We start from the raw sequence: 23,398 nt of genomic DNA on the forward strand, positions 1-23,398 counted from the left end.
AGGCTGCTCACTTCTGGAATTGCGACAAGTCGCGATGCTTGTTCTTTTTCTGGCGTTTGATACCAAGCGCTGCACCGACCGATTTGAGCGCCGGCCTGCAAAACCTTTCGAACTGCCGCAATGTGCTGGGTGTTCGGCTGCGGTGAGTTTCACCATTGACGTAGGAAATCAGGTGCCCGTGCGGTGCGACGTGCTCCATCGGGAAATAGGAATACAGGCTGTCCATCTTGTATTCCATCAACGTCGTGCTCTGGGCGGCCACATAGTCCGGCCAGACGGTCGCTGACATGTAACCCCGGGCCTGTGCGACATAGGTCATGGCCCGTTCCTGGCCGTGCGCCAACCCGCCATCCACATGATTGGGTTCCTGATTGTATTGCGAATACTGGTATTGATCGTCAAACATCGGCCGCAGGGCGTCCGGACGGAACCAGTATACGGTGCCGTATGCGGCCAAAGGTGAATAGGGTTCTTCCGGGACCGAGCAGTTCAGGTCCTCCAGGATTTCGGCGAAGATCGGCCGGTTGTCGTACCAGGCGTGCCCCATCGACCGGTAACCGGTATGGATCATGGGCGCGAATGCCATGCCCACATGAGGGTGGGTGGCAAAGAAATCCAACAGATGAGACACGTATTCCCTGTTCGCCAAGACCGAGTCAAAAATGAAGTTTTTGAAGTATTTTCCGGTCGTTGGATGCACTTGAGGTGACTTTTTGGAATGCAGGCGGCAAACCAGGTCATAGTCCTTTTCCATCACCACATCTTTGAGGTCGATATACAGCGAGGACATATCCCGCCCGCGATTTTCGCCCACGACACGCACATCTGCCTCAATTCCAGCGGCTGCGCATTTTTCTTCCAGGATCGCTTTCTTCTCGTCCGACGCGGTGGTGATATAGAAATCAAACGGGTGTGGAATATTGCTGACCCGATCAAAAATCTCTTCAAACGCTTCGGTGTAGTAGAGATGCGCACAGGCCGCGATTTTGAGCGAAGAATCCCATTTTGGCGTTCCTTCGTATGATTTGCTGTCAAACGTAAATTGATAGGCCAGATTGGTGTGTAGCGACCGCAATGAAGTCGTCTTCAACAGAACCTGCCACATCAGGTTCGTCGGATAGTCGCTGTTTTCTTCCAGATAGGGAATGATCCGGTCCAGGTTGATCTGATATGCATCCTGAAGCGCCGGCGAGCTGTAGAACGGGTGCAGCAGGATAAAGGGGCACTGCGCTTCTTCCAGCGTTTCTTTTATTTCCAGCAGAAGCGGATGGTCCGTCTCATAGTCTTCAGGTTTGATAAACGCACCGCCTTGGAAGCCGTGCTTGATCAGATAGGCCGCCAGATCCGGAGTGGTACCCGGTTTGTTGCCAGGCGAACCTTTCCTTGGCGTGTGTTTTTGCAGGAACTTTTGAAACGGCTCCGATTGCAGCACGTTCTGCCCCAAATTCAGAAAGATGCTAACGAGTTGCCGATCGTTTTCTGACAACGCTTCGTCTTTTCTGCTGGCGATTGACCAGAAGTCCAGATCGCTTTGCGCCGCCATGCTGGCCCGCATGGCTTCATAGGGGTAGACGGGACCGATCAGGTCACAATCCATAAGGGTCAGTTCATCCAGCGCCTGGATCTGATCCAAACCCAATTGGCTGATGCAGCCCAGATACCCCCGGATGTGGTCCCGTGGTTGTTTGTCCAGAACAACGACCTCGTCGCTGCATGCATTCAGTTCGGCCAGGCCGTCGGAATCGGGCGCACCGTTTGTTACAACCCAGATACGATCGAAATCCGGTCGCAGAGACGCAAGGCAATGCGTGGCGTACCCAAGGACTTCACCCTTTTGAAGTTCCAAATTGTAGATTAACCCGCGCATCACCCCTGCTCCTTTTTTGCCCATGTGCTGAATTGGTTGAGGCCGTCCCTGACGGAGACCTGTGGGGACCAGTTCAGCAGGCGGCGTGCCTTCGAGATATCGGCCAGAGCATAGCGAATGTCGCCGGCGCGGAAATCGCCGGTGACTTGGACGCCGTTGCGCGCGTCCCCGACAAGGCCGATCAGTTGCCGGGCCACGTCGATGATGGTCGCCGCCTCGCCCGCGCCGATATCCACGATCTGATCCGAGAAACTGTCCAGCGCGACGGTGCTGGCAAAGGCGCGCACAACGTCGTCGACATAGACAAAATCGCGGGTGATATCGCCGTCCTCGAAGATGTTGAGCGTCTTGCCCTGCATGATCTGGTCGGCAAAGATCGAGATCACGCCGGTATAGGGGTTCGACATGGACTGCCCCGGGCCATAGACGTTCTGCAGGCGCAGAATGCCGACCTCGGTCGGGGTGCCCCAGAAGGCCTGGGTCAGCAGGTATTCCTGCATCAGCTTGGTCGAGGCATAGATCGAGGCGGGTGCCACCGGGCAGGTATCGGCATTGGTCGGCACCGGTGTCAGGGTTTCGCCGCTGGCCGATTTCGGCAGGAAATCTCCGTTCGACATGTCCTGGCTGGTGCGGGCGACCGCAGGCACAAGGACGTTGTTGGCGTCCACGCAGGCGCCCTCACCATAGACGCTGCGCGAGCCGGCCAGAATGATGCGGCGCACCGGGGTATCGGCCGCGCGCACCGCCTCGATCAGGTTGGTGGTGCCGATGATGTTGACCTCGTTGTACCGGGTCGGGTGGTCAAAGGACTGGCCGGTGCCGGTTTCGGCGGCAAGGTGGAAGATGAACTCGGGCCGGACCTGCGACATGGCGCGCTGCATGTCGTCGCGCGAACGCACGTCGCCCACGATCATCTCCGCGCCCGAGGATTTGGCGATCCTGAAATTGGTCTCGTTCTGGAAATGAACCTGTGGGTGCAGAGAGTCGAAAATCGTGACGTCATGCCCTTGCTGAACAAGTTCAGCGCTCAGCCGCGACCCGATAAAACCCGCGCCCCCCGTGATCAGAATCTTCATTAAGCTATCCACCATGTCTACAGATGGCGCGTCACTAGTTCATTAATACTTCGATTGCAATCGGGGCGCGCATTGCAGCCTGCCGTTCTGCCACGGTGGTTGCAGTATATCTGGCATGTCCCGAGGGGTATGTTTTTGAGGTTCGAAACCGCTGTTCGCCACCCGTTCTTCTTGCTCTGTTCTACCCTCGCCTAACACGCCTTAGACCCAACAGGGTCAAACACCGCGCTCTAAGATGTCGTATTCTTATTGCTCTCCCGAGGCGCGGCGACGTATCGGGCACCATCAGACGATCAGCTCGATCAAGAATGGACCGAGTCTTGCGAAACTGGCCTGCATCAGATCGCCAAGCTGGTCCAGATCGGTGGCCACTGCGGCCTCGACCCCCATGCCGTTGGCCAGATTGACCCAGTTCAGATCCGGTTTGCCAAGGTCCAGCATGTCCATCGCCGTAGGGCCCGGCGTTGCACCGACATTGCCGTATTCGCCGATCAATATCTGGTACTTGCGGTTCGAGATGATGATCGTCGTGCAGGGCAGCCCTTCGCGCGCCTGTGTCCAGAGCGACTGAAGCGAATACATCGCCGAGCCGTCGGCCTGCAAGCTGATCACCCGGCGTTCACCTTTAGCCGCGATGGCGGCCCCGGTGGCCACCGGCAGGCCATCGCCAATGGCCCCTCCGGCCAGATGCAGCCAGTCATGGGCTGGGGCCGCGAAGGTGTGCGGATAGAAAGCCCGTCCATAGGACACGCTTTCATCCGAAATGATCGCATTCTCGGGCATCAAAGCCGCAACTGCCTGCGCCAGACCTTCCGGGCTGCAAGCGCCCGAAGGGGCCTCGGGTCGAGGGCCAGGATCAGGGATCGCGACGGCGGGCGCGTTCAGTTCATCCACCAGTGCCTGAAGCGCGGCTTCGGCGTCCTGATCCGGGCGCGACAGACGAATGAAACGTGCGTCGTCGGCATATTGGGTCGAGGGTTTCCCCGGATACGCAAAAAACCCCACCGGAGGTTTGGCACCGACCAGAATGATGGTCTTGAAATTCGCAAGCGTTTCGCGCGCCAGGTCGGTGTCATAGGGCACCCGCACCAACGGCAGACGCCCGCGTCCCCGCGCCAGATGCGGCGTGACGAAATCTGCCATCAGCGCCGCGCCGGTCGCCTGCGCCACCCGCCAGGCCAGGCTCTGCACCGGGGTCAGCACACCGTGGCCGGCCAGCAGGATCAGGACTTTTTCCTCATCCCGCAGGGTGCGGGCGGCCTGAGCGACTGCCGCAGGATCGATCTGTGCCGGTGCTGGAACCGGCAGCGGCTGGGCAACCCTGCCGCCCTCATTCCAGCTGGCATCCGAAGGCAGGATCAGTGTGGCGATCTGCCCCGGCATAGTTTTTGCCGCCTGAATGGCACGGGCCGCATCGGCCCCGACCTGATCGGATCGCGAACTGGTATGCACCCAGTTCGACACCGTGCGCGCCATAATGTCCGTGTCGGCCTGTAACGGAGCATCGTGCCTGGCATGAAAGGTGGCCTGATCGCCCACGATATTGACTATCCCCGACCGCGCCCTGCGGGCATTATGCAGGTTGCCCATTCCATTGGCCAAACCCGGACCGCAATGCAGCAAGGTCGAGGCTGGTTTGCGCGCTATCCGGAAATAGCCGTCTGCCATGCCAGTGACGACGTTCTCCTGCAGGCCAAGAACGCAGTGCATCCCCGGGATCTGATCCAGAGCCGCCACGAAATGCATCTCGCTGGTGCCGGGATTGGCGAAACAAGTGTCCACACCCGCCCCAAGAAGTGTTCTGACCAGGCTTTCTGCACCATTCATTCTCGCTCTCACCGTTCGAAAAGTCTCGTCTGCACATCAGCCTAGCGGCCTCAGCGGCCGATCAGAACCCGTTATGTGCCTTCAGTAATGCCTTTCCTAACTCCTGAACATGACAGCTTGTCGCCTGGACCGGCAGAGCACGATGAAGAGAAAACCGGCGTGATCGTCGCAAGGTATCTCGACGCCCGCCTTTGATGATCACGATTATTCAGTCTTGCTTGCCTTCGGTTTCATCAACCCATTCTGCACGGGGATTGGCCCCCAATTCCTCCAGTTTCTTCAAAACTTCGGCTTTCCAGCCTGCCTTGATGTTGAGCGCGAGCTGTGACGCCGGTCGGTGGTCAGGCTGAAGGATCGCGTATTCATATCTGAGCGGGTTTTCGAACGGCAAAAACGCAACCTTCCCCTGAGACAGCCCCAATTCACGTTCGGTGGCAAAGGTCAGCGGATCAACGATGGTGCAGCACTGACCCGAACTTACAAAGGGGATCAACGGAAGAAAGTACTGGCAGGTGACCGTCGGTTTGTAGTTTGCAGATTCGTCCTGAAACTCTTGCCGGATCTTACGCTGGAACGGATGGGTTTCGTGCAACCCGCCCATGGGGATCCCGTCCAGATCAGAAATCGTTATGCTTTTCCGGGACGCCAGAGGGTGTGCGCTGTCTATGGCGCAAAAACAGTCAGCCCGGATGAGTTCGGCTGAATATTGCGGTTTTCTGCCGGCAGAGTGTTCAAAATCAGCGAAACCAAAATCGATATTCTGGGTGCCTGCAAGCTCCATGATCTGGGGCGAACTGCGTGTGGACAGCGTGATGCGTATATTGGGGTTTTCCCCGACCGACTGGCTGATGAACCGCGGGAACAGAAACGCCGAAGGACCAGGCATTGTGGCGATGTTCAAACTGCCGGAATGCCCTTTGATCAGCCCTTCCATGGTACTGGAAATCGTCGAAAGCCGATCCAGGATACCCGTAGTTTCCGCCAGAAGGTAATGCGCTTCCGGAACCGGCACCAGACGCCGCCCTTTGCGTTCGAACAACGTAAGGCCCAAGTTCTTTTCAAGGTTCTTCAATGCCAGGCTGATCGCTGGTTGCGTGCGGTTCAGTTTTTTCGCCGTCTGAGAAATGGAACCGGTTTCCATCACTTCGCGAAATACGGCCAGTTGGGTAAGATTCATGCGCTATATATAAGCTAAATTTAAGTTTTGTGAAATATAACAAATTTGTATTTATGTGAATTCCCTCTACGCTGGCGGGATCAAATTTCGGGCAAACCGAATCCGATGATCCACAACTTGGAGGAAACGATGAGACTATCGAAATGCCTGGCAGGCATCGCTCTGGCTGGCGCGCTGGCCGCACCGGCGCTGGCACAGGACCCGACCTTTTTCCGCATCGGTACCGGCGGGGCTGGCGGAACCTACTTCCCCATCGGCGGCACAATCGCAAACGGGATTTCTGCCCCTCCGGGTTCGCGCCCGTGTGAAGAAGGCGGCCAGTGCGGCGTGCCCGGTCTGATCGCGATTGCGCAATCCACCACTGCGTCTGTCTTTAACAATGCGGCCGTTCAAAACGGCGAGTTGGAGGCCGGTCTGGCCGCCGCCGACGTCACGCGCTCGATGTATCTGGGTGAGGGCAAATTCGAAGGCAAACCGCATCCTAACCTGCGCATCGTTGCTAATCTGTTCCCGGAAGACCTGCATCTGGTGCTGCCCGCCGGTCAGACCATCAACGACCTGAGCGATCTGGAAGGCAAACGTGTTGGTATCGCGCAGGCGGGTTCGGGCACTCAGGTGGCCGTTCTGCAGATGCTGGACGCCTGGGGCGTCAACCGCGACAACATGGACGAGGCCGAACTGAACAACAGCCAGAGCGCGGAGCGTCTGGCCGACGGTCAACTGGACGCCTATTTCTATGCTGCGGGCTGGCCGGTCGCCGCGATGGTTCAGCTGTCCTCGACCAAGGGCATGAACCTGCATTCCTTCTCGGACGAGGATCTGGCGAAGATCAATGAGATCATTCCGGCTTATATCCCCTCGGCCATTCCGGGTGGTGTGTACGAAGGTATCGACGGTGAGACTAAGACACCGGCCGTCAGCGCGATGCTGGTTGTATCCTCGGACCTGTCTGAAGATCTGGTCTATCAACTGACCAAGGCCCTGTGGAACGACAACACCCGCAAGCTGCTGGATAACGGCCATGCTAAGGGCAAGCAGATCACTGCTGAGACAGCGCTGGACGGTGTCGAGGCGCTGGGTGTTCCGCTGCATCCAGGTGCTGAGAAGTTCTATAAAGAAGCCGGACTTCTTCAGTAATCCGATCTCAGGAAACTCAAACACCCGGTGCCCCGCCTGGGGCACCGGGTTCTCGAAATACGCGCAATCAGGGGGCCATCATGTCCGAGACACTGAAACTTGATGACCACGAGCTGACAGCCGAGGAACTGGCTGCCATCGAAGAACAATTCGACGAAGGCGCCGCCGTCCGGCAAGTGTCGCCCGCAACCGCCAAGGTTCTGCGAGTCGTCGCTCTGATCTTTGCATTCTATGAATTCTTCACCGCCGGTTTCGGCCTTCCCGCCGATCACTGGCACATGGGCATCTATCTGGCCCTGCTGTTCATTCTGGTTTATGCGACAATACCGATTATCGGGGCCAAAAGCCTCTATGCGCTTAAAGTAAGCCGCTTCCGCATCGGTAACATCCCACTCTACGACTTGGTCTTCATGGCGCTGGGGATCATCGCTGCGCTGTATGTCGGGCTCGCATGGCGCGGCATTCCGTTTCTCGGGATCGAGGAACAGACGTTCCGCATGGGCAACCCCAACACGTACGACGTGATTTTGGGCGTAATCATCATTCTGCTGGTTCTGGACATCGCGCGCCGCACGTTGGGTTGGGTGCTGCCGCTGATCATCTGTGTGTTCATCTCCTACGCCCTGCTCGGCCCCTATTTCCCCGGCCTGCTGCAGCATCCCGGCGTGAATTTCAAAACTTTCGTATCGTCGATGTACTTCCCGCAGGAAGGCATCTACGGCGTCACACTTTGGGTTGTTTCCACAATTGTGTTCCACTTTGTGCTGTTTGGCGTCATTGCCCAGCGCACAGGGCTGGGACAGCTTTTCATCGACAACGCAACCATTTTGGCGGGCCGTTATACCGGCGGTCCGGCAAAAGTGTCGGTGGTATCCTCGGCGTTCTTCGGCACGATTTCGGGTTCTTCGGTGGCCAACACCGTTTCGACCGGCGCGCTGACAATTCCCAACATGAAGCGCCTGGGATACCCCGGCCATTTTGCAGGCGGGGTCGAGGCCGCGTCCTCGGCCGGTGGCCAGATCACTCCGCCGATCATGGGGGCGGCCGCCTTCATCATGGCCGAGTTCCTCGAGGTTCCCTATACAACCATCGTGATCGCGGCGATCTTCCCGGCCATCCTGCACTATGTCGGCGTCTTTGCCGTCGTGCACCTGATGGCACGCAAGCTGAACCTGAAGGGTCTGGCGAAAGAGCAACTGCCGCAGCTCAAGGCTGTCTGGACCGAAGGATGGGCCAATATCGTGCCCCTGATCGGACTGCTGGTAGTGCTGTTCACGGGCTACACGCCGTTCATGTCCGCCTTTTGCGGTATCTCCCTTGCCGTGATCGCGGGCATGTCGCGCCTGAAGCAACCTCCGACACTGATCTATGCGGCGGCGTTCCTTGCCTTCGTGCTTTGGAAGTTCTCGGATGGTGGCTTCGATCTGACCATGACGGCCATTCTTTGCGGCCTGTCAGTGATCGCTACACTGAACCCCCAGAAACGGATCGAAATTCCCGAGATGCTGGCCGCGGTCGAACTGGGCGTGAAATACTCGCTGGCCGTGGGGGCCGCTGCGGCCGCTGTCGGCATCGTGGTGGGTGTCATCAATACCACCGGCATCGGGTTCCGCATCGGTTTCATGGTGACGCAGGGCGCGGGCAACCTGGCGGCGGATCTGTACAACATGATCTCGTTCGGCAGCTTCCAACTGTTTGCTATGGAAGACCTGCAGCTGTTCATCTCGCTGGTGTTCATCGCCATCGTCTGCATCCTGATGGGCGCAGGCATCCCGACCACAGCGTTATACATCATGCTGGTTTCGGTCGCACAGCCCGCGCTGGCGCAATTGGGCGTGCCGCCCATCGCCAGCCACCTGTTCGTGCTATACTACGGTGTCGTGTCCGAGATCACGCCGCCGGTCTGCACTTCGGCCTATGCGGCCGCGGCCATTGCCAATTCCAACCCGTTCCGAACCGGGCTGTCCGCCTTTACACTTGGGCTTGGCAAAGTCATCGCGCCCATGGCCTTTGTCTATGCACCGGTTCTGCTGTTCGTGTCGTCAACCGGGTTCAATCTGTGGGAGTTCACCTACACTGCCGCCAGCTGCATTGCAGGGGTCATCGCCCTGTCCGCCGCCGTGGTGGGATATTGGCTAAAGCCGCTGAACATAGCCTCGCGTATCTTGATGGCATTGGCAGGCGTTATCTTTGTCGCGCCCAGCCTGACCGCTGATCTGATCGCGCTGGCCGTGGCCTCTCCGGTCATCGTCACTCAGATGATCGCCCGCAACCGCAGTCATTCCCCGGCATAACAACATGGCGAAAGAAGTCACCATCATCGGCGCTGGCATCGTCGGCATCTGTTGCGCGTTGTCCCTGCAGGAGCGCGGCATTCCCGTCCGGCTATTGGACAGAAGCGAACCGGGGCAGGAAACCTCGTTCGGAAACGCGGGCGTTGTCTCTCCGTGGTCGATCATCCCGCAAGCCGTGCCGGGGATCTGGAAAAAGCTTCCGGCAATGCTGCTGAACCCAAAAAGCGCGCTGTCTGTCCGGCTTTCGTTTTGGCCAAAGATGGTTCCCTGGGGGATGCGCTTTCTGGGTAACTCCGGCGAAAAGACGGTGCGTGAGATCTCGGATGCGATGGAGCTGTTGTGCCGTCCTTCCATTGATCTGTACCGGCGGCATCTGCAGGGCACCGGTCACGAGGATCTGATCACCGACAGCCTCTATGTCCACGCGTTCCGCCATCCGGAACAGGCCAACCTGGATGGGCTGGACTACCTCATTCGGCGGGAAAAGGGAGGCGACCTCGACCGCATCGATGGCGTCGAATTGCGGCGTATCGAACCTGCGCTGAGCCGTGATTTCAAGGCTGCCATTGTGATCAAGGGTCAGGCACGCGTCACATCTCCGGGACGGTTGGCTGCGGTTCTGGCCGACAAGGCCAGAATACAGGGCGCAGAAATCGTCCAAACCGAGCTAAAAGGGCTGAGCCGTGCGCAGGATGGCGGCTGGCAGCTTGCCACTGCGCAAGGGCTCCTTCATGCCGACAAGGTCGTTCTGGCCGCCGGAGTCTGGTCAGCCGAAATCCTGAAACCCCTTGGCTTGTCGATCCCGCTGGTCGCCGAGCGCGGATATCATGTCGAGTTTCCAACGCCTTCCGCCAGTCTGAACAATTCGGTCATGGATGTGGACGCAAAAGTTGTCGCAAGCTCGATGCAGGGTGGCCTTCGTGTCGCGGGAACAGCCGAGTTCGCAAGCGTCGACGCGCCCGCCGATCCCGGAAAGGAAAAGACACTGACCGCGCAAGCCAAGTCCATGGTTCCGGACCTTGATACAAGCGGCGCAAGGTTCTGGATGGGGCGGCGTCCGTCCTTTCCGGACAGCCTTCCCGCAATCGGACCTTTGAACGGAAAAGATGGTCTCTACACGGCGTTTGGCCATTCCCACTATGGGTTGATGATGGCTCCGAAAACCGGCGAGCTTGTGGCCGACATCATCTCCGACCGCAGCCCAAATATCGACCTGGACCCGTTTTCACTGGCCCGGTTTTGAACCTCTGATCTGAAAGGAACTGACGACCATGCCAATTTACGAAGGCGGCCAGAACATCTGCGGTGCCTCGATAGGGGTTTTATGCCTTGAGAGCTATTTCCCCAAGCCTCCGGGTCATATCAAAAACCCGTCCAGCCTGCCGTTTTCGGTGCTATACGAAATGATAGATGGCGTTACCGTCCCGACCCTGTTGAAGAACCCGACCCCGGAACTGCTGGGCCCCTTTATCGCCGGGGCACGGCGCCTTGAGGCCGAGGGTGTACGGGCCATCACCGGCAGTTGCGGTTTTCTGGCGCTCTTCCAAAAGGAACTGGCGGCTGCCGTGTCCGTCCCGGTCTTTGCATCCAGTCTGATACAGGTGCCTTTGGCGTTTCACATGACCGGCGCAAATGCCCCAGTGGGCGTGCTGACCGCAGATGCGTCGGCACTAACGCCGAAACATTTCGAAGGTGTAGGTGCCGCGGGCATCCCCGTCGCGGTACAAGGGCTGGAGGACAGTACCGAATTTGCCGAAGTGATCCTGCGCAACACGCGAACGCGTATGGACACTGATCTAATTGAAGTTGAAGTCATGCAAGCGGTTCACAACCTGAAGCGGAGGGACCCGGGCATCCGATCATTGGTTCTGGAATGCACCGATCTGCCACCCTATGCCGCGCGGATTCAGGAAGAACTGCAGCTTCCCGTTTTTGACCTGACGACACTGGCGCAGATGGCGCATACCGTAAGCACGCGCAGTTCGTATTCAGGGATCATGCCCTGGTCTTAAAGACCATAAGGCACACTATTGGACGTGCCCAAAAGCACGAGATGGCGACGTTACAAGTGTCGGCGGCTTTCGCTGATACATAAAAAAGACGCGGGCATCCCAACAGTTGTGATCCCGACGGATGGGCAAAACCTGTTTGCGTGTTCGCGGCAGGCCCTCGGAAACAAGTCCGGTCCGGACAGGCTGTCCGACACCGCATTGACACCCGGCCCCGGCAGAGATGATCGAAGTCAGAGTGTCCCACGGAGCGGATTTGCATCGCTGGAAGGGGAACAATCGGCTACTCTGAACGCAAAACTGCCGAACCTTGGAGACCTTCTTGCGGAGACGAATGCCAAATCTGACGTGCGACAAGACCTCGAAACGACGAGTTTCAACTCTGGCCTATGCCCTGCTGCTTTGGGTTTGCTTTCATGGGGTATCCACCGCTCAGGTTAACGACCCCGCGCAGTTGGCGGCCGCTGCGGATTGCATCCAAAAAGCGATCTCAGGGAATCCTCAGATCGACGTTGAGATTGAATTCGAAGTTGGTCCAGCCGGCGACATCGTGGGACTGCCGGTGATGACCGCGCCGGCGGCCGCCCGGTCCGCGCATCGTCAGTTCTACTTTTTCTTCGCGTCTGCGCTGGAGGGTTGCGCGCCGTTCCGGGATGGCATGGAAGGCAAACTATACAAAGCCAAGTACAGCCAGGGCAACCTGACCTTAACCGGTGCGCCAGCGGCACAGACCGCATTGCTCCAGGAAGCTCCGCCTGCGCTGAAACAGCTTCCGCCGCTAAGACCGCTCCCCCCGCTGAAACCGGTTCCGGAAAATGGCACTGCAGAATCGGAAGCTGCTTTGGCGCTGGACAAACAGGCGAGCCGCGACATTCAGGCCCGGCTGAGTGTTCTGGGCCATGATCCGAATGGAATAGACGGTGTTATGGGTCGCGGGACCAGAGGGGCAATACAGGCGTGGCAGGCCAGCCGGGGTTTTCCGGCAACGGGTTACCTTTCAGCCAGCCAACTGGTAGCACTCAGGATCCAGTCGGAAGCGCAATTGCAATCCTGGCTGGCGTTTCCCGACAACAGCGACCTCTACAACCCTCCGCCCCCGATTCCGATTGGGCCAACGGAAATGTCGGGGAACTGGCGTTTCACAACAACTTGCGGAACCCGCAGCAAAATCGGACAGCAGAAAATTACGGGCGCAATGAAGGTCAGACATGTCGGTGGCGGCAATTACACGGGCCAGGTGAAAACCTCGCAAGGGTTTACTGGGCGATTCAACGGCCGGCTGTCGGGGCGTCGAATGTCGGGTGAGATTAATTATGGCTTCCTGTTGGGGCGTGTTCGCAGCAACGGGGTTGTCGCGGACCAAAAACTGGCAATCAGCGGGCGCGATTCAAACGGTTGTTCGTTCTACGCGGCAAAAACCAGTTAGTACTGTTTTGACTTGGACTGGTTTCAACCGTCTTCACCAAACCTGACTTGCCACACGTTCTCGCACTGATGGTTGGGTCGCAAAGGCTGTCGTCTGACACAGACGAGACACCGGAAACCGCGCCTACATTCCGGGATGTCTGGCTGTTTACACATGCCGATCAAGGCGGACGCGCATCCCTGGCAGCCATGAAGGAATGGCTGTCGGGTATTCCGTGGCCAAATCCGACATAACAACTGCCGTTGGTCAGCGTTCAGGCCGTCATGTTAGTTTCCCGGTTGAACGTCTGGAAGTCGCAGGGATTGCCCAGCCGGACACCGTCCTTTGCAACGTTGTCCACTGTACACTTGGCAAGCGGCGTGTTCGAACCGCCAGTCTGCAACAGGGTGGCAAGCCACTCCATTCATCGTCCAAAGCAAAACGACGGCGATATGAGCGGCATTTGCGGTGGCTGATCGAAGCCGGCGATGAAAACCGAGTTCGCTTCCGAGCTTTGGCGTGATTTACGCGTCTATAAGGCAAGAGATTTCAACAAGGGTCGCCCAAGCCTTGCCGTACAGATTGAACGACTTCACGAGGGCTTTCGTCACTTTGCCCCTTCGCCATCAACCGGAACACCCAACCCGATTTTTTTCCGGCCCATGACCACAGATGTTCGAAAGCGACGGACGTTTGAATTGTCGAAAAACAGCCGCTTCGTAAGTTCTTGAAAATCATCCATGTCCTTTGCAGTGCAGACCAGACAGAAGTCGGCGTCTCCTGTGATGTAATAGCACTGCTGGACCATGGGCTCGGACTGCACCTGACGCGAGAACGCGTCTATCTGATCCTGACGTTCGCGCTCCAGTTCAACCATGACAATAAAGCTCATCGCGACGCCAAGTTTTTTAGCATCAACAATCGCCACTTCGGACAGAATAGCACCCGAGGTTCTGAGCGCCTTCAGACGCCGTTGTACGGATGCGACAGACAAGCCCGTCTCCGACGCAAGGGCTTCGAGGCCCATCTTTGCATCGGCCTGCATCAGTTGAAGCAGCTTTCGGTCAAACTGATCGAGTTTCACACCATACCTTCATCATTTAGAGAAAATTTCCCGCAAATTTGGCAAATTTGACCATAATAGATCATCGTTTGCGCGTACAACTCTCTCCATGAAAAACTCAAAGATACTCGACGTCGCAAAACCGCTGGCTCTGCTTGCTGCATGCCCTGCCTACAGACCAAGCCCCTTGGAGACCCGCAGTTTCCAGGGAAGACCGATGCTGATCAAGGACGAAACCGGCAGAATGGGCTTGGGCGCGTTCAAAGCCCTCGGTGGTGTTTATGCTGTCGCCAAGCTGATCGAAGCGCGCGTTGGCCACCCCGTAGAAGCAAACGCCTTTCTGGACGACATTGTAAAGGGCATCGCACGCTCGATGACTTTTGTTTGTGCCAGCGCAGGTAATCACGGCATGGCTGTGGCCGCTGGCGCGCGTCTGTTTGGAGCAAAGGCCCGCATTCACCTCGCCGAAACGGTGCCCGAGGACTTCGCCATTCGTCTACGGGACAAGGGCGCAGAGGTAGTTCGGTCCGGCGACGACTACGAGGAAAGTGTTGCGGAAGCCATTGCCGATGCCGAGGCAACCGGCGCCATCCACCTCGCCGACGGCTCCTGGCCCGGATACACCGAACCTCCCCGGCTGGTCATGGAAGGTTATACCGTCATTGCCGAAGAAATACAGCACGCGCTGGAAACTGCCGGAACCTGGCCCAGCCATGTATTTTTGCAGGCTGGCGTTGGCGGCCTGGCCGCAGGGGTCGCTTACATGATCCGGTCCAACTGGCCGGTTCAGCCAAAGATCATAGTCGTCGAACCGGATGCCGCGCCTTGCCTCAAGAAAAGCGTCATGGCGGGTGAGATCTTCACTGTCGAAGGACCCGTGTCAAACATGGGGCGGCTGGATTGCAAGACGCCGTCCATGTTGGCCCTGGATATTTTGAAACAGTGCGCCGATGATTGGGTTACGGTCAGTGACCAACAGGCTTTGGACGCCGTAAAACAGGCCCAGGACCTGGGTTTCTCTACGACACCTTCCGGTGCGGCAGGTTTGGCAGCCTGCTTGATGGTTGAAGCCGACCTGCCGCTGATCATCCTGTCCGAAGGAAGTGTGGCCGATGCTTGACCTCACCGCATTTCGTCGGGATTTGCATGCCAACCCGGAAACCGGTTTCGATCTTGACCGGACCTCTGGACAGATCGCAGCAGCGTTGGAAGACGCAGGGCTTGAAGTCACCCGTGGGGTTGGCCGGACTGGTCTCGTCGCGACCCTGCGACGGGGTCCCGATGAAACTGCGATCGGCTTTCGTGCCGATATGGACGCCCTGCCGATACATGAGGCGACAAACTTGCCCTATCGCTCGCAAGCGGACGGCAAGTTTCATGGATGCGGGCACGATGGTCACAGTACCATGCTGCTTGGGGCCGCGCTGGAACTTGCGGCGGATCCCAATATTAGTCGGACCATTCACTTCATCTTTCAGCCGGACGAAGAAAATGGAAATGGGGCCGCCGCGATGATTGCGGACGATTTGTTCGACCGCTTCCCCATGGCCGCAATCTTCGGCCTTCACAACATGCCGGGAATGGAGCTTGGTCATTTCGCCACGCAGGCAGGGCCATTCTGTGCGTTTGAGGATAATTTCGAAATCCATATTCAGGGTCGGGGCGGGCACGCTTCCATGCCCGAAAAAGGCATCGATCCGATTGTGGTCGGGGCCGCGATTGTGCAGCAATTGCAATCGATCGTCTCTCGCTCGCTTCCAGCCAGCGAACACGCCGTGGTTTCCATCACCGAATTCCTGACGGACGGTGCGCGCAATATCCTACCCAGCAATGTAACACTGCGCGGGGACTGCCGAGGGTTCACCGGGGATGTGTCTGAAAGCATAGAACGCAGAATGCGCGCGATTGTGACCGGTGTCAGCGCGGCGCACGCTGCAGAGGCGCAAGTTGATTACTCGACTTCATTCCGGCCGCTGGTGAACGACGACAGGGCAACCGATTGTATTTCAGGCGCGGCCCGTGACGTTGGTAGAATAAACGATACTTATGGCCGGGTCGGTTTTTCGGAAGACTTTGCCGGGTTTCTTGCACATCGTCCGGGGGCATTCATCCTGATGGGTAACGGGGTTGAGGGGAACAATGCGATGCCGCTTCACAACCCGTCATATGATTTCAACGATGATGCTATCCGCCATGGAATTGCGTTTTGGACCAACCTTGCACGGCGGGACTTCTGATACGGAAGCCTGTGTTCAAGCACACGATCTGAACGGCGGCATTGTTTCGCCGATCCTATATTGGTGATACGTCAGGCCTATGAAACGCTTCCGGATGAAGCGCAGGCATCCAATGATTACGGCAACCATTACAAGGGCCGCCAAAGCGCGCCGCCGAGAAGTTTATGTTGGGCCGGGTTAAAAAGGCGCATCGAAGCCCTTGACCCGTTAACAAAGTGGGCTTCTTCATTGAAAGAATATTTCCTAGGATGTCACCGTAAATTGTAACGAGTGTGTTGAAAGCTAAGCTAACAGGGAGATGCCTGTTGTTGGAGCGCAGACATTGCGCCCTGCCAAGACGGCAAGTGAAACCATCGAATGTCCGATATTGCACTTTGGCTTGAGAAACACAGTTTGACCAAGTACGCCAAGGCGTTTGCCGAGCATGAAATCGAGCTAAGCGATCTATCCGAATTAACGGACCAGGATCTTGTCACGATCGGACTTCCCCTTGGTCCGAGACGGCGTTTCCTGAAAGCGGTTCGTGTCGATGCAGAGGCCGGGCAAAGCCAGCCCAAGGGTCCTGACGGCCCGACAATCGTGGCCGAGCGCCGGCAGCTTACCGTAATGTTCATCGATCTGGTCGGGTCAACTGAAATTGCCCAGCGCGTCGATCCCGAAGATCTGGCGGAGGTACTTCGGCTTTTCAAGGAAACATGCGCTGCGTCCGTTGCGGCCTTTGACGGCCATATTGCAAGTTATTATGGCGATGGAATCATGGTCTTTTTCGGGTTTCCTCACGCCCATGAAGATGATGCAGAGCGTGCCGTTCGTGCGGGGCTTCGCATTATCCAGGAAGTGCCGGATATCCGCACCCACGCGAAACTGAATGTCAGAATAGGGATAGCGACCGGATTGGTCGTCGTTGGTGATTTGCGCGGCGAAAAAATGTTTGAGGATGGAACCGCCATGGGCGAGACGCCCAATCTGGCCGCCCGTCTGCAGACTATGGCGGACCCGGGAACGCTGATCGTCGCTCCTAGCACGCAACAATTGGCGGGCGACGCTTTCAACTACGTTCTGCGCGGCGCATTCAAACTCAAGGGTTTCGCCAAGGAGGTTGAAGCCTGGCAGGTTACCGGAACGCGGGAAACCGTCAGCCGCTTTTTGGCCTTGGATGACGAGTTGCTCAAGCCTTTGGTCGGCCGCACCGCAGAGTTTGAGACCCTGAACGAAAAGTGGCAGTTGGCCACGAGCGGTAAGGGACAGGTTGTGCTGGTGTCAGGCGAGCCTGGAATTGGCAAGTCGCGATTGGTTGAGGAATTACGACAGAGTATCGCGGGGGTGCCGCACACTCAAACTCGATACCAGTGTTCGCCTTACCATTACGCAAGTGCATTTTATCCCCTCATTCGCCAACTCGAAATTGCGGCGGGACTCCGTTCCGACGATTCAAGCGACGTAAAACTCAAAAAAATCTCTGCCGTTCTTGGCGATCAGACTGACCATGCCTTGAAGTTGGCAGCGTCGCTTCTGTCCGTTCCATTTGAAGATCAATTGGGCCCGTTGAATCTGACTCCGCAGCATCTCATGGAGCAGACGCTGGAAATGCTGCTGAGCAATCTGACGGCAGTGGCCGGAGAAAAACCGCTGCTGTTCCTGTTCGAGGATGCGCATTGGATTGATCCGACGACCAAGCTGTTGCTGGATCGGATCGTGGACCGGATTCATGACCTTCCGGTGCTGGTTGTCATGACATTCAGACCCGAGTTCGACCCGGGCTGGGCGCTGCAATCAAATCTTTCGAAAGTGGTTTTGAAGCAGTTGGATTTCCATCAGGTCAAGAACATTGTGGATGAAGTCGCCAAAGGCCAGCCGATCTCGGACGAGATGTATGAGGTGGTTGCGGCCAGATCCGACGGTGTGCCTCTATACGTGGAAGAAGTAACCAAAGACCTTCTGGAATCCGGCGGTTTGACCGAAGGAACAGACACGTATTCAATGGGTCTGGTTTCTCCGGCGAACTCGGTTCCCAGTGCCTTGCACGATGCGTTGATGGCGCGCCTTGACCGGTTGAGTTCGGCCAAGGAAGTGGCCCAGATCGGAGCTGTCATCGGACCTCAGTTTTCGTATCCGTTGATCGCCAAGGTGGCCCGCATTGAAGATACCGCGTTGCGCGCGGGTTTGGAGCTTTTGTTGGATGCAGGGATAGTCACGGTTTCTGATGCCGATGATCATGAAACCTTCAGCTACCGTCACGCGCTTATTCGCGACACCGCCTACAACAGTCTTCTGAAAAGCGAACGCCGTGTTTTGCACGCTCGTGTTGCCCGAAGACTGGAAGACAAGGAGGTTCATTCGGGTGATGCCAGCCCGGAAATTCTGGCACACCACTACACGATGGCGGGCATGAACAAGGAAGCAATCGACTACCGGCATCTTGCGGGCCAGCGCGCGGTTCAACGATCCGCCAACATCGAGGCAGGTACACAATTGTCCCTGGCGATTGAGCAGTTGGCGGAACTGAGCCAAAGCACCGATCGGGACCGAAAAGAAATCGAGATACAGGTTCTCAGGGCAGGTGTTTTGCGATCAACGGCTGGTATTGCCGCTGATGAAACCGGTTCTGTCTACTCAAGAATACGCGACCTTTGTGAACGCGTTGAAGAGACAGAACACTTGTTCCCGGTTTTGAACGGTTTGTATTCCTTTCATTTGGTGCGTGCCGAGTATGATTTGGCCAGAAATGTTGCCGGGCAATTGCTGGATCTGGCGCATTCGACTGGCCAGACGCAACATCAAATGGTGGCACACCGGGCGATGGGCGCGGTGCTGTTCCATATCGGGGAACTGGACCCGGCCTGCACGCATCTGAGCAAGGCGCTGGAACTCTACAGCCGGGAACGCGATGGGCATCTGGCATTCATTTACGGATCGGACCACGCCGCGATTACCTCATGTTTCCTGAGCCTTGCGATCTGGATGCGTGGTGCGCCGGACAAGGCGCTTGAAGTCCAGAAAAAAGCGGTCGCTGCCGCAAAGGACCTTCAGCACGCCCACAGCATCGCGCAGTCGCTGACCTACCTGTGCATGCTGCATCTTCTGCGCCGCGAACCGGAACAGGTTATCGAGGTTACTGATCAACTTGAGCAGCTTTCCTCCAAGCACTCTTTCACATTCATGTCTTTGACGGCATCCCTCTGGCGAAGCTGGGTGGATGCCCATATTTCACCCCAGCCGGAAACGATCCGCGCATTACGCAAGGCATCAGAAGCATGGTGGGCCAGCGGCGCGGGAAACTACAAGCCGTTCTTTCTTACCTTGGTTGCGGAGCTCACGCTGAAATCCGGCAACCGGGAAGGTGCGCTGGATTGCCTCGCCGAAGCACGCAAACACCACGGACTGACCAATGAGGGATGGGCCCAAGCTGAGACGGAACGGGTCTATGCCCTCGTATCTTCAGAGAATGGGGTCGCTGAAAACGAGTTTCGTGTGGCTTTGGAGGTCGCGCGACAACAGAATGCAAAGATGTTCGAACTTCGAACGGCATTGGACTATGTCAAGCACTGCCAAAAACACGGTCGAGCTGGCATTCCCACTTCCGATCTTCGTGCCGTTTTGCAAACGGTCACGGGCGGAGAGCATACAATTGACGTGAGCGATGCCTTGAAATGGCTTGATGAAACAACCGTCGGCTAACGCTCATCTGCTCAAGGTGACACGGACGGATAACCCGTCCCTTGCGCCTCCTAGGTTCGAGAGGCTTCAAACGCCACCCACGCTTTTTCAAAGGCGTTGAAATCGAACCCAGATTGACGCGCGGGCACCAGGATCAGCTTCTCAGTTTCAAGTAACTTGATGATCGCCTGCTCAAGCACGTCCACCACCTCGGGCGGAACCACCAATGCGCCATGCCGGTCTGCATGCACAAGGTCCCCGTCCCTGATTGAAAGTCCGAAGATCGACACCTGCGTTCCAACCTCTTTCACGTGCACGAAACCGTGGCTTGGCCCGACCGAGCCCGCCACAACCGGAAACCCGTCGGGCAAATCGCCGAGGTCGCGCATAACCCCGTTGGTTAATGCGCCACTGATGCCAAAACCCTTGTGGATCGTGGTGTTGATCTCACCCCAATAGGCGCCGATGCAATGCGGGTAATCCGTATCCTCGACCACGGTCACGACCGGACCGGTCCCCGAAGCCATGTGCCGGTAGTAGTCCATCCGGCGCTTTCGGATCACCTCCGGAGCCTCGGTCGGCGGGTTCACGGCGGCAATCTTCGCGGTGCGTGCATATCCCACCATCGCGCCCGCACCGGGATCAGAGCACAACATCGTGCCCCGGGTGAAATCATTGAACCCACGTTTGCCCTGCGCCACTTCGATGGCGTTGCAAACCGTGGGGGTATCGACCTTTTTCAGCAGGTCCAGCAGGGACTTCTTCATATCGCCTCCAGCCAGCGGGTCAGAGCCGCCGTGGTTTGTTGCGGTTGTTCCAAAGTCGGCAGGTGACCAGCCCGTTCGATAACCTCGAGCCGGCTCTGCGGCATCAGCGCGTGCATCATTTCGTGCCGCGATACCGGACATAAGGCATCGTCGCGCCCACACAGAACAAGGGCTTCACCGTGGAAGTTTTGCAGCGTTTCGCTTTGGTCTGGCCGATCTCGCAACGCTTTGGATTGATTGACAAAGACATCGGGACCAAGACCCTCTGCCATATCCATGCAAAGGTTCAGAATTGCAGCTTTGTCCGGGCCATCGGTCAGATAATTGGGTTTCATCTCGTCCGCCATCACGATGCGCAGGTCTCCTCGTTCGACAGCGGCTATCTGCGGACCGCGCCTAGCTTTGACCTCATCCGTTTCGGCCAAATGGTTGGTGTCCATCAGCGCCAGGCCCACCACACGGTCCGGTGCCTGCCGCAGGATTTCCATAGCCACGATACCGCCCATTGAGAGCCCTGCCACAGCAAACCGTTGCGGCGCGCAGGCCAGCACGTCTTTGGCAAGAGCCGCCATCGTGTCACGGCCCCCGATTGGCGCAGTCAGAATTGGAACCCTGCCCGACAAAGCCGCGATTTGGGCGCTGAATAGCCGCGCGTCACACATCATCCCGGGCAACAGAACAAGTGGCGTCATTTGACCAGTGCGGTCCCTTCGGCAAGCGCGCCCAGCTTGGCATAGGCTATGTCCGGGTCGACCGCGCCGAAGCCGGCAAAGGTGCCAAAGCCGCAATCCGATCCCGCAATCACCCGGTCGCCCCCTACGATATCCGCAAAGCGTTCAACCCGCTGCGCGATCAGTTCAGGATGTTCGACAAAGTTCGTCGTGGTGTCGACGACGCCTGGCACCAGAATCTTGTCGGCTGGAATTTCGGCTTTGCGGTCACGAAACACGGTCCATTCATGGGCATGGCGCGGGTTCGAGGTTTCGAACAGCACATAGCGCGACTTTGTCGACATCAGTGTCGAAAACACCTTGTCCATGCCGATATCGCAGCAATGCGGACCTTCATAATTGCCCCAGCAAATGTGAACGCGCACCTTGTCGGCCGGCACATCCTGCAACGCGTGGTTCAGCGCCTCGACATGCATGTTGGCGATTTTCAGGAACTCATCGTCGGACAGACCGGTGAACAGCATATGCCGCGACAGCGCAAGATCGGGGCAATCCAGTTGCAGATCAAGACCGGCACCAACAATGGTTTCGTATTCCGCCTTCATCGCGTCGGCCAGCGCTGCCAGATAGGCCTCGCGCGTTGGGTAAAAGTCGTTTTGCAGGAACAGGGATATCACCCCGGGGCTGGCCGCGTTCATGAAGCCGCGCGCCACCCCGTGTTCGGCCATCGCCGCCTTGAGATTGGCAATATCCTTCTGCAACTCATCTTGGCCTTTTGAACGCACCTCGCCCACACACATGGGCCGGGCATATTGCGGGGTTCCGCCGTCATTCGCCAGCCGCTGCAGAAAGCCCGGGAACATCTTGAGGTCCGCTGGCGCGTTGCGCGGGCTGTCACCGGAAAAGCCGGTGTAGCGGTCCTTGACATAGGTGGCGTACGAGATTTTCGAGGTTTCACCGTCCGATACGATATCAATCCCGGCCGCCGCCTGTTTGCGCACGGTATCGGACACGGCTGCGGTCATGCAGGTGTCAAATTCGGTCTGATCGAACGGCTCCTCCCGCTCGCGTGCGAAGATGAAGTCCACGACCTCCTGACTGCGCGGCAGGCTTCCCACGTGGGTGGTCAATATGCGGGTCATTTGTTCATCTCCCTATAAAACTCAGTCCCGCGCCGGGACGGATGCCCGACGCAGGTTCTATTTGGCGCGCCCCAACCGGAAGGGGAACGCGCGCTGGCACCATTAAGCACCCGTCCAGGTCGCCCCGGCCGGATCATCGGTTGCAGTGATCCGGTACAGGCCCGCTTCGCCGGTCATCGAAGGCTCGGCGCTGTAGCTTTCGCCAGGCAAGGCCAAGGCAGTGTCGCCGTTCGACAGGGTGGTCTCAACATCGTTGATCCGGATGCGCCAGTGACCGCTTGCGGGCATCAATACGACCGGTTTTTCAGCCACGACCGCCTCGGTCACGGCCGAGCCGCGTGTCAGAAAATCAACCTCGAACCCGGGCTTGTCCTTGATCAGACCCTTTTCGCCGATCACAACCGCCGGCTTGTGCGCCGCCAGTGCCATCAGGTCCCAGTAGCGGGCGACATACTTGCCGATCACCGCGTCGACGGGAACCTCGGGGTACGCTTTCAGTTCTTCTTCGGTCAGCAGCGGCATAGGCTGGACGTTGTGCGGCAGGTCCTCGCCCTTCTTGCGGTCGTACAGAACACCGTTATTGCCCAGCATCAAACCGTGTGCCTGCGCGTCCTCGATCACCTGCGGTGCCCAGGTCACGCCGCCACCGGCATCGTCGCCACCCAGCATCGACATGATCATCCCATAGTCCTGGCCCACATTCTCGAAGCCGCGGAAGATGCCCGTCGGGATGTTGAAGATGTCACCTTCCTCGGCGATGAATTCGCCTGCAGTGCCATAACGGCCCCAGAAGAACCGCCACCGGCCTTTGGCAACAAAGAAAACCTCGGCCGTGGTGTGACTGTGCAGCGAGTTGCGGCATTTCGGGGGCTGCCCCGCTGCGCCGATGTTGAACCCGATCTTGTCGGTGATGTGGACGTGCTGGTCCGGGCTTTCGCTGACGCCGCCACCGATAATGGTAAAGTTTTCTTTCTGGTCCGAGCCCGGCGTGTGGGCGTCGATGAACGCGGTTTTACAGGGTTTCAGCTCGCCATAGCGGACAATGCGGCTTTCGATGGTACTCATATCT

19 protein-coding genes are annotated in these 23,398 nt (G+C 57.7%); 9 read left to right on the plus strand and 10 right to left on the minus strand.

The annotated features are described in order from the left end of the window. Positions 1 to 7 precede the first annotated feature (7 nt). The 4 genes from ACR3EQ_RS22010 to ACR3EQ_RS22025 form a co-directional block, all read right to left on the minus strand. Positions 8 to 1,867, minus strand: coding sequence for a rhamnan synthesis F family protein (locus ACR3EQ_RS22010; protein WP_170611463.1), 1,860 nt, complete (start codon positions 1,865 to 1,867; stop codon positions 8 to 10). Beyond that, positions 1,867 to 2,943: an NAD-dependent epimerase/dehydratase family protein gene (locus ACR3EQ_RS22015; RefSeq protein ID WP_170611465.1), complete on the minus strand. Its 1,077-nt coding sequence runs from the start codon at positions 2,941 to 2,943 to the stop codon at positions 1,867 to 1,869. The genes ACR3EQ_RS22010 and ACR3EQ_RS22015 overlap by 1 nt, the downstream gene beginning before the upstream one ends. Positions 2,944 to 3,228: 285 nt before the next feature. Then, positions 3,229 to 4,770 carry an acetolactate synthase large subunit gene (locus tag ACR3EQ_RS22020; protein WP_480492125.1) on the minus strand — a complete coding sequence of 514 codons (1,542 nt, stop codon included), beginning with the start codon at positions 4,768 to 4,770 and terminating at the stop codon, positions 3,229 to 3,231. A 208-nt stretch (positions 4,771 to 4,978) separates the two neighbouring features. Continuing rightward, entirely contained in the window at positions 4,979 to 5,947 is a 969-nt protein-coding gene (locus tag ACR3EQ_RS22025) for a LysR family transcriptional regulator (RefSeq protein WP_480492127.1), read from the minus strand. Positions 5,948 to 6,076: 129 nt separating this feature from the next. Between ACR3EQ_RS22025 and ACR3EQ_RS22030 the strand changes: the two genes are divergently transcribed. The 6 genes from ACR3EQ_RS22030 (at position 6,077) to ACR3EQ_RS22055 (ending at position 13,046) form a co-directional block, all read left to right on the plus strand. Further along, on the plus strand, positions 6,077 to 7,084 hold the full coding sequence (locus ACR3EQ_RS22030) for a TAXI family TRAP transporter solute-binding subunit (protein ID WP_170611471.1): 1,008 nt from the start codon (positions 6,077 to 6,079) through the stop codon (positions 7,082 to 7,084). 80 nt (positions 7,085 to 7,164) lie between these two features. Then, positions 7,165 to 9,378 carry a TRAP transporter fused permease subunit gene (locus ACR3EQ_RS22035; RefSeq protein ID WP_170611473.1) on the plus strand — a complete coding sequence of 738 codons (2,214 nt, stop codon included), beginning with the start codon at positions 7,165 to 7,167 and terminating at the stop codon, positions 9,376 to 9,378. 4 nt (positions 9,379 to 9,382) lie between these two features. Further along, positions 9,383 to 10,621 (plus strand): NAD(P)/FAD-dependent oxidoreductase, encoded by a 1,239-nt coding sequence (locus ACR3EQ_RS22040; protein ID WP_170611475.1) that lies wholly within the window; start codon positions 9,383 to 9,385, stop codon positions 10,619 to 10,621. A gap of 28 nt (positions 10,622 to 10,649) precedes the next feature. After that, positions 10,650 to 11,390 carry an aspartate/glutamate racemase family protein gene (locus ACR3EQ_RS22045; protein ID WP_170619656.1) on the plus strand — a complete coding sequence of 247 codons (741 nt, stop codon included), beginning with the start codon at positions 10,650 to 10,652 and terminating at the stop codon, positions 11,388 to 11,390. Positions 11,391 to 11,721: 331 nt separating this feature from the next. Beyond that, positions 11,722 to 12,813: a peptidoglycan-binding domain-containing protein gene (locus tag ACR3EQ_RS22050; protein ID WP_170611479.1), complete on the plus strand. Its 1,092-nt coding sequence runs from the start codon at positions 11,722 to 11,724 to the stop codon at positions 12,811 to 12,813. Between the two features lie 47 nt (positions 12,814 to 12,860). Then, the gene (locus tag ACR3EQ_RS22055; RefSeq protein ID WP_170611480.1) at positions 12,861 to 13,046 is read left to right on the plus strand and encodes a hypothetical protein; all 186 of its coding nucleotides are present in this window, start codon (positions 12,861 to 12,863) and stop codon (positions 13,044 to 13,046) included. A 20-nt stretch (positions 13,047 to 13,066) separates the two neighbouring features. Here the strand turns inward: ACR3EQ_RS22055 and ACR3EQ_RS22060 are convergent, their stop codons facing one another. Next, positions 13,067 to 13,216 carry a hypothetical protein gene (locus ACR3EQ_RS22060; RefSeq protein WP_170611482.1) on the minus strand — a complete coding sequence of 50 codons (150 nt, stop codon included), beginning with the start codon at positions 13,214 to 13,216 and terminating at the stop codon, positions 13,067 to 13,069. A 183-nt stretch (positions 13,217 to 13,399) separates the two neighbouring features. After that, entirely contained in the window at positions 13,400 to 13,876 is a 477-nt protein-coding gene (locus ACR3EQ_RS22065; RefSeq protein WP_170611484.1) for an Lrp/AsnC family transcriptional regulator, read from the minus strand. A gap of 88 nt (positions 13,877 to 13,964) precedes the next feature. Between ACR3EQ_RS22065 and ACR3EQ_RS22070 the strand changes: the two genes are divergently transcribed. The 3 genes from ACR3EQ_RS22070 (at position 13,965) to ACR3EQ_RS22080 (ending at position 19,770) form a co-directional block, all read left to right on the plus strand. After that, positions 13,965 to 14,975: a pyridoxal-phosphate dependent enzyme gene (locus ACR3EQ_RS22070; RefSeq protein WP_170611486.1), complete on the plus strand. Its 1,011-nt coding sequence runs from the start codon at positions 13,965 to 13,967 to the stop codon at positions 14,973 to 14,975. After that, positions 14,968 to 16,092, plus strand: a complete 1,125-nt coding sequence (locus ACR3EQ_RS22075; RefSeq protein ID WP_170619655.1) for an amidohydrolase — start codon at positions 14,968 to 14,970, stop codon at positions 16,090 to 16,092. Before ACR3EQ_RS22070 ends, ACR3EQ_RS22075 begins: the two co-directional genes overlap by 8 nt. A gap of 357 nt (positions 16,093 to 16,449) precedes the next feature. Further along, the gene (locus ACR3EQ_RS22080) at positions 16,450 to 19,770 is read left to right on the plus strand and encodes an ATP-binding protein (RefSeq protein WP_480492129.1); all 3,321 of its coding nucleotides are present in this window, start codon (positions 16,450 to 16,452) and stop codon (positions 19,768 to 19,770) included. Positions 19,771 to 19,820: 50 nt separating this feature from the next. Here the strand turns inward: ACR3EQ_RS22080 and ACR3EQ_RS22085 are convergent, their stop codons facing one another. From ACR3EQ_RS22085 to ACR3EQ_RS22100, 4 genes are all read right to left on the minus strand, one after another. Continuing rightward, the gene (locus tag ACR3EQ_RS22085; RefSeq protein WP_170682677.1) at positions 19,821 to 20,516 is read right to left on the minus strand and encodes an RraA family protein; all 696 of its coding nucleotides are present in this window, start codon (positions 20,514 to 20,516) and stop codon (positions 19,821 to 19,823) included. Further along, positions 20,513 to 21,208 carry an alpha/beta fold hydrolase gene (locus ACR3EQ_RS22090; RefSeq protein ID WP_480492131.1) on the minus strand — a complete coding sequence of 232 codons (696 nt, stop codon included), beginning with the start codon at positions 21,206 to 21,208 and terminating at the stop codon, positions 20,513 to 20,515. The genes ACR3EQ_RS22085 and ACR3EQ_RS22090 overlap by 4 nt, the downstream gene beginning before the upstream one ends. Then, the gene (locus ACR3EQ_RS22095) at positions 21,205 to 22,329 is read right to left on the minus strand and encodes a cobalamin-independent methionine synthase II family protein (RefSeq protein WP_480492133.1); all 1,125 of its coding nucleotides are present in this window, start codon (positions 22,327 to 22,329) and stop codon (positions 21,205 to 21,207) included. The genes ACR3EQ_RS22090 and ACR3EQ_RS22095 overlap by 4 nt, the downstream gene beginning before the upstream one ends. A gap of 102 nt (positions 22,330 to 22,431) precedes the next feature. After that, positions 22,432 to 23,394: a cupin domain-containing protein gene (locus ACR3EQ_RS22100; RefSeq protein ID WP_170682675.1), complete on the minus strand. Its 963-nt coding sequence runs from the start codon at positions 23,392 to 23,394 to the stop codon at positions 22,432 to 22,434. Positions 23,395 to 23,398: the final 4 nt, after the last annotated feature.

Source organism: Ruegeria sp. AN11 (assembly GCF_056536005.1).

Excerpts from the sequence above, each read along its gene's own strand:
- ACR3EQ_RS22010 (WP_170611463.1), bottom strand. The coding sequence starts at position 1,867 with ATGCGCGGGTTAATCTACAATTTGGAACTTCAAAAGGGTGAAGTCCTT.
- ACR3EQ_RS22015 (WP_170611465.1), bottom strand. The coding sequence starts at position 2,943 with ATGAAGATTCTGATCACGGGGGGCGCGGGTTTTATCGGGTCGCGGCTG.
- ACR3EQ_RS22020 (WP_480492125.1), bottom strand. The coding sequence starts at position 4,770 with ATGAATGGTGCAGAAAGCCTGGTCAGAACACTTCTTGGGGCGGGTGTG.
- ACR3EQ_RS22025 (WP_480492127.1), bottom strand. The coding sequence starts at position 5,947 with ATGAATCTTACCCAACTGGCCGTATTTCGCGAAGTGATGGAAACCGGT.
- ACR3EQ_RS22030 (WP_170611471.1), top strand. The coding sequence starts at position 6,077 with ATGAGACTATCGAAATGCCTGGCAGGCATCGCTCTGGCTGGCGCGCTG.
- ACR3EQ_RS22035 (WP_170611473.1), top strand. The coding sequence starts at position 7,165 with ATGTCCGAGACACTGAAACTTGATGACCACGAGCTGACAGCCGAGGAA.
- ACR3EQ_RS22040 (WP_170611475.1), top strand. The coding sequence starts at position 9,383 with ATGGCGAAAGAAGTCACCATCATCGGCGCTGGCATCGTCGGCATCTGT.
- ACR3EQ_RS22045 (WP_170619656.1), top strand. The coding sequence starts at position 10,650 with ATGCCAATTTACGAAGGCGGCCAGAACATCTGCGGTGCCTCGATAGGG.
- ACR3EQ_RS22050 (WP_170611479.1), top strand. The coding sequence starts at position 11,722 with ATGCCAAATCTGACGTGCGACAAGACCTCGAAACGACGAGTTTCAACT.
- ACR3EQ_RS22060 (WP_170611482.1), bottom strand. The coding sequence starts at position 13,216 with ATGGAGTGGCTTGCCACCCTGTTGCAGACTGGCGGTTCGAACACGCCG.
- ACR3EQ_RS22070 (WP_170611486.1), top strand. The coding sequence starts at position 13,965 with ATGAAAAACTCAAAGATACTCGACGTCGCAAAACCGCTGGCTCTGCTT.
- ACR3EQ_RS22075 (WP_170619655.1), top strand. The coding sequence starts at position 14,968 with ATGCTTGACCTCACCGCATTTCGTCGGGATTTGCATGCCAACCCGGAA.
- ACR3EQ_RS22080 (WP_480492129.1), top strand. The coding sequence starts at position 16,450 with ATGTCCGATATTGCACTTTGGCTTGAGAAACACAGTTTGACCAAGTAC.
- ACR3EQ_RS22085 (WP_170682677.1), bottom strand. The coding sequence starts at position 20,516 with ATGAAGAAGTCCCTGCTGGACCTGCTGAAAAAGGTCGATACCCCCACG.
- ACR3EQ_RS22090 (WP_480492131.1), bottom strand. The coding sequence starts at position 21,208 with ATGACGCCACTTGTTCTGTTGCCCGGGATGATGTGTGACGCGCGGCTA.
- ACR3EQ_RS22095 (WP_480492133.1), bottom strand. The coding sequence starts at position 22,329 with ATGACCCGCATATTGACCACCCACGTGGGAAGCCTGCCGCGCAGTCAG.
- ACR3EQ_RS22100 (WP_170682675.1), bottom strand. The coding sequence starts at position 23,394 with ATGAGTACCATCGAAAGCCGCATTGTCCGCTATGGCGAGCTGAAACCC.